Annotated in this window: 3 protein-coding genes; 1 reads left to right on the top strand and 2 read right to left on the bottom strand. The window is 60.2% G+C overall.

The features are described from left to right. On the top strand, positions 1–887 hold an 887-nt coding region (locus tag AC1D06_RS41100), incomplete at its 5' end, for a hypothetical protein (protein WP_477991203.1). A 56-nt stretch (positions 888–943) separates the two neighbouring features. Here AC1D06_RS41100 and AC1D06_RS41095 read toward each other — a convergent pair. Both AC1D06_RS41095 and AC1D06_RS41090 read right to left on the bottom strand, forming a co-directional pair. After that, positions 944–2,839 carry a caspase family protein gene (locus AC1D06_RS41095; RefSeq protein WP_477991201.1) on the bottom strand — a complete coding sequence of 632 codons (1,896 nt, stop codon included), beginning with the start codon at positions 2,837–2,839 and terminating at the stop codon, positions 944–946. 142 nt (positions 2,840–2,981) lie between these two features. After that, positions 2,982–7,070: a nidogen-like domain-containing protein gene (locus AC1D06_RS41090; protein ID WP_477991199.1), complete on the bottom strand. Its 4,089-nt coding sequence runs from the start codon at positions 7,068–7,070 to the stop codon at positions 2,982–2,984. Between the last annotated feature and the right edge of the window lie 186 nt (positions 7,071–7,256).

The raw sequence follows: 7,256 nt of genomic DNA, 5'->3' as shown, positions 1-7,256 counted from the left end.
GCACACAGACCGCATTGCAGTCGCTTCTCGGGCAGAATATCGATCATTTGGAAATCATCGCCTTGCGGCTGCATGCGCAGGACTATGACGAGCTCGACGAAGCCGATCGTGAAAAGGTCGGATATCGTGACCTCAGCAAGCACCAGCCGCTTGCGCCGCAAATCTTCGCGGCCATTCGGGAGACGGAATGCGCTTTCGTGGTGCTGCTGCGGCCAGGCGATCGCATCGATCCGGATTTTATTTATGCGCTTTCGAATGCGCATCTCAATTCATTGTGGACGGCGGCGGTAGCCATGTGCGACGTCGGCGTCATCAATCGTAAGGGCGATGTTGTCGTCTCCAGTACGTGCGACTTCAAGACACGGGCTGCAAACGACAGCCGGCTTGCGGCATTCGAAGATCACAAGGACACATTCGGCTTGTCGGCGATCCTCATGCCCTGGCACGTCATAAAATTGGGACGGTTGCCGACCGGGCTGATGTTTCGGCGCGATGCACTGCTGTTGCTCGATGATCCCACGTCATCTGACGATGTCGACGATCTCATCGGCTATTTGCGCTTCGGTGCCCATCTGGTTGGTGGAACGGTTTATGTCGATCGAGTTCTCTGCTGGTCGGCCGAACACGGCGATGCGCTGATCGCAACGCTTCCCTATCCGGCTGATGGCGACACCAGCCATGATCTATGGGACGCGGTCGTCGCCAGGCTGGTCGAGAATGGCATGACCCGCTACCTCAAGCCGGCGCATATCAGCCGGATGCTGTTCGGCCATTTGCCCAAGCATCGGGTCGCGGAGCTTTGCGAGCGTCACCCGTTGCTCCGGGAGGCGCTGCTAAAGGCGTTCTTCGACGATTCCGCGCCTTTGGCCATGCCGGCGGCGACCTGATGGGATACAGTCGCCGTGAGATTGCCATCCCGCCGCCGAAATCCGCCGCGATGCGCTCACGCCGGCGGGCCATTGAGCCGCCATTGCTGCAGCGCCTGGCGCAATGTCGATCCGACCTTGGCGTCGATCTTGCCATTGTAATAGCCGACCGTTTTGAGCCGCTGCTGCAATTGCTTCACCGTCTCCGGCGTCCAATCCTGCGCGTTGCTGAAGAAGCGATCCAGCGTCTCGCCATCATCGGATGCCACCCCTCGAAGGATAGCATCGGCGGCGGCGGCGGGATCCTGCGTGGTGGCGCGTCCTTCATCGAGCAGTATCGCCAGCGTCAGAAATGCCGGCCGATAGCCCAATTGCGTCGCACGCCGAAAATATTCGACCGATTGCCCTGACATTCCTTCCGTGCCTCGATCGGCGAGGACGCCTAAATTGTAATTGGCGAAGGCGGAACCCCGATCGGCGGCAGCCTTTAGAATCTTGACGGCTTTGGCAACGTTCTTTTCGATCTCCGTGCCGTCGGCCAGCATAACGGCCAGGTTGACGGCTCCGTCCGCACTGCCGCCATTGGCAGCCTTTTCGTAGAGCGCTGCGGCGGCGAGCGGATCGCGGGGAACGCCGTCCCCCATCTGCAGCATCAGCCCAAGCGAAACGAGTGCCCGCAGATCGCCGCGATCGCTTGCGAGCCGATACTCCTCGACCGCCTGTTTCATGTCGCCGGAAGCAGCGAGTGCGCGCGCATACAAGGCGATATAGTGTGGCGCTTCCGGATACTGGCGGATTGCAATGGCGCAGGCTTCGACCGCTCGATGTGCATTCAAGCCCAGCTCCTGGATCGAAACGCCCGGGATGTTGGCGGTGGCATCGTGCGGGTGCATGGTCAGCATTTCGCACAGCACCGCGGGAGGGGTTCCCTTTTCCTCTTCGCGCTGGAGCGAGGCCTGCAACTCCTTGGCTTCGTCGATATGGGCGCCTTGCGGAAAGCGTTTCAGATAGATGTCGACGAGAGCCTTGGCCCGTTGCTCGCGGGCGAGCTTCCAGAGCAGTTCGGCCGCATCGGCGGTGTCCACCTGCGATGTCGGGTGAGCCTGCATGGATCTCACGTCTGCGGCATAGGCGCCATTCGGATAGCGGTCAAGATAGGCCTGCATGATCGCCGGGTCGCGCTTCTTGCCGGCTAGCCTGAACAGAAGCGCCTCGTCGGACATGTAATCCCGGTCGCCGGGTACGAAATAGAATTCGCGCGTCAGAGAACTGCTTTCCCAAGGAACCTGGAAGCCGCCCGTAGAGGCGATCACATCCTTGCGAACCGCGATCATCAGCGACGCGATATTCTGGCCGGCCTGGCCGATATGAGCGAGCAGCGCTTCCGCAAACGGACTGTTGCGGCCGGCGCCGTCGAGCGCGATATTCCCCGGCTGCGTCGAATAGGAGACGAGGAAACCTTCCGCATTCTCAATTGGCGCCAGGCCGGGCAGGCGGCCGCCCTGGACGTCCTGCGGCAGCGGGTTGTTCCGGCAGGCGTCGATGAAGATGAGGCGAACTGCCTTGGTCCCGGCCAGCGCCCGCATGATCTCATCGAGATTGACAGTGGCCGAAGGCAAATCTCCCAGTTCCTTGATCACCGCATCGGTGGGCACCAGAAAATTGTTGCCGTCCACCTGCAAGCCATGGCCGGCGTAGTAGACCATGGCGACATCGGCATCGAGGGATTTCTGCGCAAAGTTGTTGATGGCCGAAATCATGGCGGCGCGATCGAGGTTCTTTCCACCGGTGACGTCGAAGCCAAATCCCTTTAGGACCGAACTGATATCCGCTGCATCGTTGGCTGCGGCTGGAAGATGCCGGAAGACGGTGTAGTCGCCATTGCCGATGATCAAGGCAACCCGCTTCTCTGCAAACACGGGCTGCCCGGCGCACACGAACAAAAGCAACAAAGCCACGAAAATTCGTTTCATATCGTCACTGCTTCATACCGGCTGTTCTGGCCAAATTAGAACCTGCCGACTTGAAGGGTCAATGCGATAAATGCGCCCCTCGTATCTGCTGCTCCCGGGCGACATGCCGCGGCGGTGCTGGAATGACTTCCCGCTACCGATGTCAAAGCACGAAAGAATTGTCGGTGAGCGAGACGGCGCGATTGAGGTGGATTTCTAGATCAGCCGTGCCGTCTCCGTCGACATCCGCGGTGATAACGGTCATCGTTCCCGCCTTGGCATAGTGCAATTCTCCCGCATGGCCGTGGAACCCTTGCGTCCCGATGAAATCGAACTTCTGGTTTCCCCCCGAATGCGAGTTCGCATCGATCAAGCTCAGGTCTATGCGATCGCCGGACCCGAATTCATGGATCGTATCGAAGTCGGATTGAGTACTATCGGACGTCGATCTGAAGATGAACCGGTCCGAACCTCCTTCGCCAAAGAGATCGTCTCCAGCACCGCCGCCCTCGATGACGTCGTTTCCGCCGCTGCAGTGTAGCGCGTTAGCGTCCGATGTTCCGGTTATCTTGTCACTGTATGCGGACCCGATCACATTCTCGATAGAGGTGAACGTGTCTCCCTTGGCATAGCCGGTGTTTTTGGAAGCGGATGCCAGGTTGATCGTGATGCCAGTCGTCTTTGTTTGATCGCCATAGTCGACCGTGTCGTTGCCGTCTCCGCCATTCAAGCTGTCGGCATCCGAGCCGCCGCGCAGGGTATCGTTGCCGTCGCCGCCAAACAGCGCGTCCTTTCCGGCAAACCCCTTGAGGACATTATTGCCGGAATTGCCGGTGATACTATTGTCGCCGTTGCTGCCATATGCCATCAGATCGCCGGGGCCGCGAAGCTCCAGCTGCTCGATACTGTCGGCATTTTTAAGAAATATCATGCCCTTGGGAAGGCCCTTCTCCTTCAAGAGCGTGATATCGAAATTCACATATACTTTGTCGGCGTTGCCGCCGGTATCGGAAATGCTGTCGCTGGGCTTGTCTAGGAAGTAGCTGTCGTTGCCGGCGCCGCCGATCAGCACATCCGTGCCRCCGCCGCCGATCAGCGTATCGTTGCCATCCCCGCCATTGAGCGCGTTGTCACCCGCATTGCCGGTCAACACGTTGTCGCCGGCATTGCCCGTGCCGTCGATATTGCCGTTTTTGGTCAGCGTCAGGTTCTCGATGCCTGCGCCGAGCGTCCATGTCACCTCGGACTCGACCGTGTCGGTGCCGCCGCCGGCTTCGTTGACCGTGTCGTTCTTTGAATCGACGACATAGGTATCGTCGCCGGCCCCGCCAGCCATCACGTCATCGCCGCCAGCACCGTCGAGGGTGTTGTTGCCGGAATTGCCTGTCAGCTTGTTGTCGCCACCGTTGCCGGTGCCATCAGTGTTGGCGTCATTCGTCAATATAAGGTTCTCGACACCGGCGCCGAGCGTATATGTCACCTCGGACCTGACCGTGTCTGTGCCGCCGCCACCGCTTTCGTCGACAACATCGTTCTGCGAATGGACGATATAGGTGTCGTCGCCGGCGCCGCCGGCCATCGTGTCATCGCCGCCTGCGCCGTCGAGGGTGTTGTTGCCCGAATTGCCGGTCAGGTTGTTGTCGCCGCCATTGCCGGTGCCGTCGATGTCGCCGTTTTTGGTCAGTGTCAGGTTCTCGAAGCCCGCACCGAGCGTCCATGTCACCTCTGACTTGACCGTGTCGGTGCCGCTACCGCCGCTTTCGTCAACCGTATCGTTCTTCGAGTCGACGACGTAGGTGTCGTTGCCGTCTCCGCCAGCCATCGTGTCATCGCCGCCCGCGCCGTCGAGCGTGTTGTTGCCCGCATTGCCGACCAGCTTGTTGTCGCCGCCATTGCCGTTGCCGTCGATGTCGCCGTTCCTGGTCAGGATCAGGTTTTCCACGCCTGCGCTGAGCGTCCACGTCACCTCGGACCTGACCGTGTCGTTGCCGCCGCCGCCGCTTTCGTCGACCGTGTCATTCTTCGAATCGATGATATAGGTGTCGTTGCCGCCGCCGCCGGCCATCGCGTCATCGCCGCCGGCGCCGTCCAGCGTGTTGTTGCCGGAATTGCCGGTCAGTGCATTGCCGCCGCTGTTGCCGGTGCCGTCGATATCGTCGGTACCGGTCAATGTCAGGTTTTCAACGCCTTGGCCGAGCGTCCAAGTGATCGACGACCGGACGGTGTCGTTGCCGCTGCCGCCGGTTTCGTCGACCGTGTCGCCTTCGGAATTGACGATATAGGTATCGTTGCCGCCGCCGCCGGTCATGGCATCGTCGCCGCGCTTGCCGAAGAGCGTATCGTTGCCGCCATTGCCGAAGATCGATTCATCCCAATTCGTGCCGGTAAGGTTGTCGGCAGAGTTGCCTCCGACGACGTCGGCGGCGAAATGACGCTGGTAGACGCCAGGATCCTGACCGCCGCCGCCATCGGTCTGCCAGCTCACCACCCAACCGCCGTCGGCAACCGCAGTCACCGAGGAATGGGTCTGATTGCCGGTGGTGACAAGATTGACCAGCGTCTCGCCGCCGGACTTGTTGCCATCGGCATCATAACGCTGCTGATAGATACCGTAGCCGCTGCCATCGTTGCCTTGGGATTCCCAGGTCACGACCCAGCCGCCATCGGAAAGCCCCGTTATGGATGGTGCATTCTGATCCGACGTCGTGTACGTGTTGACCAGCGTCTCGCCGCCCACCTTGTTGCCGTCGGCACCGAAGCGCTGCTGGTAGATGCCATAGCCATCGCCGTCCTTGCCGTATGCCCACCACGTGACCACCCAGCCGCCATCAGTGAGCGAGGCCATCTCCGGCGTATAGCCGCTGCCGGTGACCACCTGGCCGCTACGCACCTCGAACACCCACAGGCCATCCACCCCGGTATTACCCTGCTCATTTTCGAGATTGAGTATCCCCGCCTCGTCGCCGGATTCAGGCAGTTCGTAAAAGTTCGTCTGGTCGCCGGCCGTGTAGCCGGCATGCGCAACATTGCCGCCGAGGCCGCCCGAGCCGCCGCTGGAATCCCCTGTCGTCCAGTTGATGTCGTCGTAGCGGAAGACGACATCAAAATCGCCGTGGCCTCGATCATAAAGCTGTAGCTGGAACGAATTGGTCTTGTCGGCGTGACCGCTGAAATAGCCAACCTGATCCCAGGTGATGGTGACCACATCCGCCGTCGGATCGACGTCAACGAGGACCGGTCCGCTGCTCGGCGATCCGGCGATGCGGGTATCGATATCGGCCCAGAAGGCTGCGATCATCGGGGTGAGCCCTCCGGTGATCGTCGTGGGCGTATACGTCCCTATTCCGGCGCCGAAGGAGATCGATCCATTCGTGTTGACGAAAATCGAATGCGCATCATAGGTCGTTCCGAAGAAATTCAGGCCGTTCTCGAAGACGGCAGACATATCCACTGCGGAGCTTCCGTCGTCATTGCGCTCGAGTTCGACGCCTGTCGGTGCGTCGAAATGTCCGTCGCCGGTGATGGCCGTGGGCCAGTCTTCGGAAGTGGATCCGTTGACGAGCGTTTCGCTCCCGACCTTGGCGCCAAGCAAGTCATAGCGCTGCTGGTAGATACGCCAGGCGCCCACGCCCTGGGATTCCCACGAGACCACCCAGCCGCCGTCGGCAAGCGCCGTGACGAACGCCTGGTCCTGGGTGCCTACCGTCGTGGTGTTGATCAGCGTTTCGTCGCCATTGGTTTCGCCATTGGCGGAATAGCGCTGCTGGTAGATGCCGTAACTGTCGCCATCCTGGCCGTAGGAGGACCAGGTGACCACCCAGCCGCCATCGGCAAGCGTGGTGAGAGACGGATCGGTCTGGTCGCCGGTGCCATAGCTGTCAACCTGATTGAAGGTGGTGGTACCATCGGTGAAGGTGCGCCATTCTCCAATACTCGAGCCGTCGCTGAGTTCGCGATTGAATGCAACAACCCAGCTGCCGTCCGGAAGGGCGGTGCCGTCGGCGTAAAACTGGTAACCGTCAGGCGGGGTAACGCCGCCAGGCGTGATCGTCCATTGGTCGGTAAGATTCCCGTCGGCGTCATAGAGCCAGTGGTTGACAGTATCCGGCGTGGTAGCATCGCTTGCATCGTAAGAATGCCAGACAACAAGCCAGCCGCCATTGGCAAGCGAAGCAACAGATGCGTCCCGTTCAAGTTCGGTCGTGCTAGTCCTGATAGGAAGTTCGGCGCTGCCGGTCGCATTTGAAGACATGTTGAACACCCTCTGAAAGCACGTACTTGTAAATTGCGGGGGGCATTTTCTTCTCCAGGACAACCATACATTTACTTTTATTCGAACAACAACACTTTTTTAACTATGACGCCAAACTTTTGGGGCGGGACTTTCTTGCGGCCATTGCCGGCGGCGCTGCCGGTATGCGGCGGGCTGCGCTCAGCC

The sequence above is a fragment of the Rhizobium sp. P2_G2 genome (assembly GCF_056403555.1).
The sequence above is the reverse complement of the archived record's forward strand: the minus strand, read 5'-3'. Positions and strand labels throughout refer to the sequence as shown.

Excerpts from the sequence above, each read along its gene's own strand:
- AC1D06_RS41095 (WP_477991201.1), bottom strand. The coding sequence starts at position 2,839 with ATGAAACGAATTTTCGTGGCTTTGTTGCTTTTGTTCGTGTGCGCCGGG.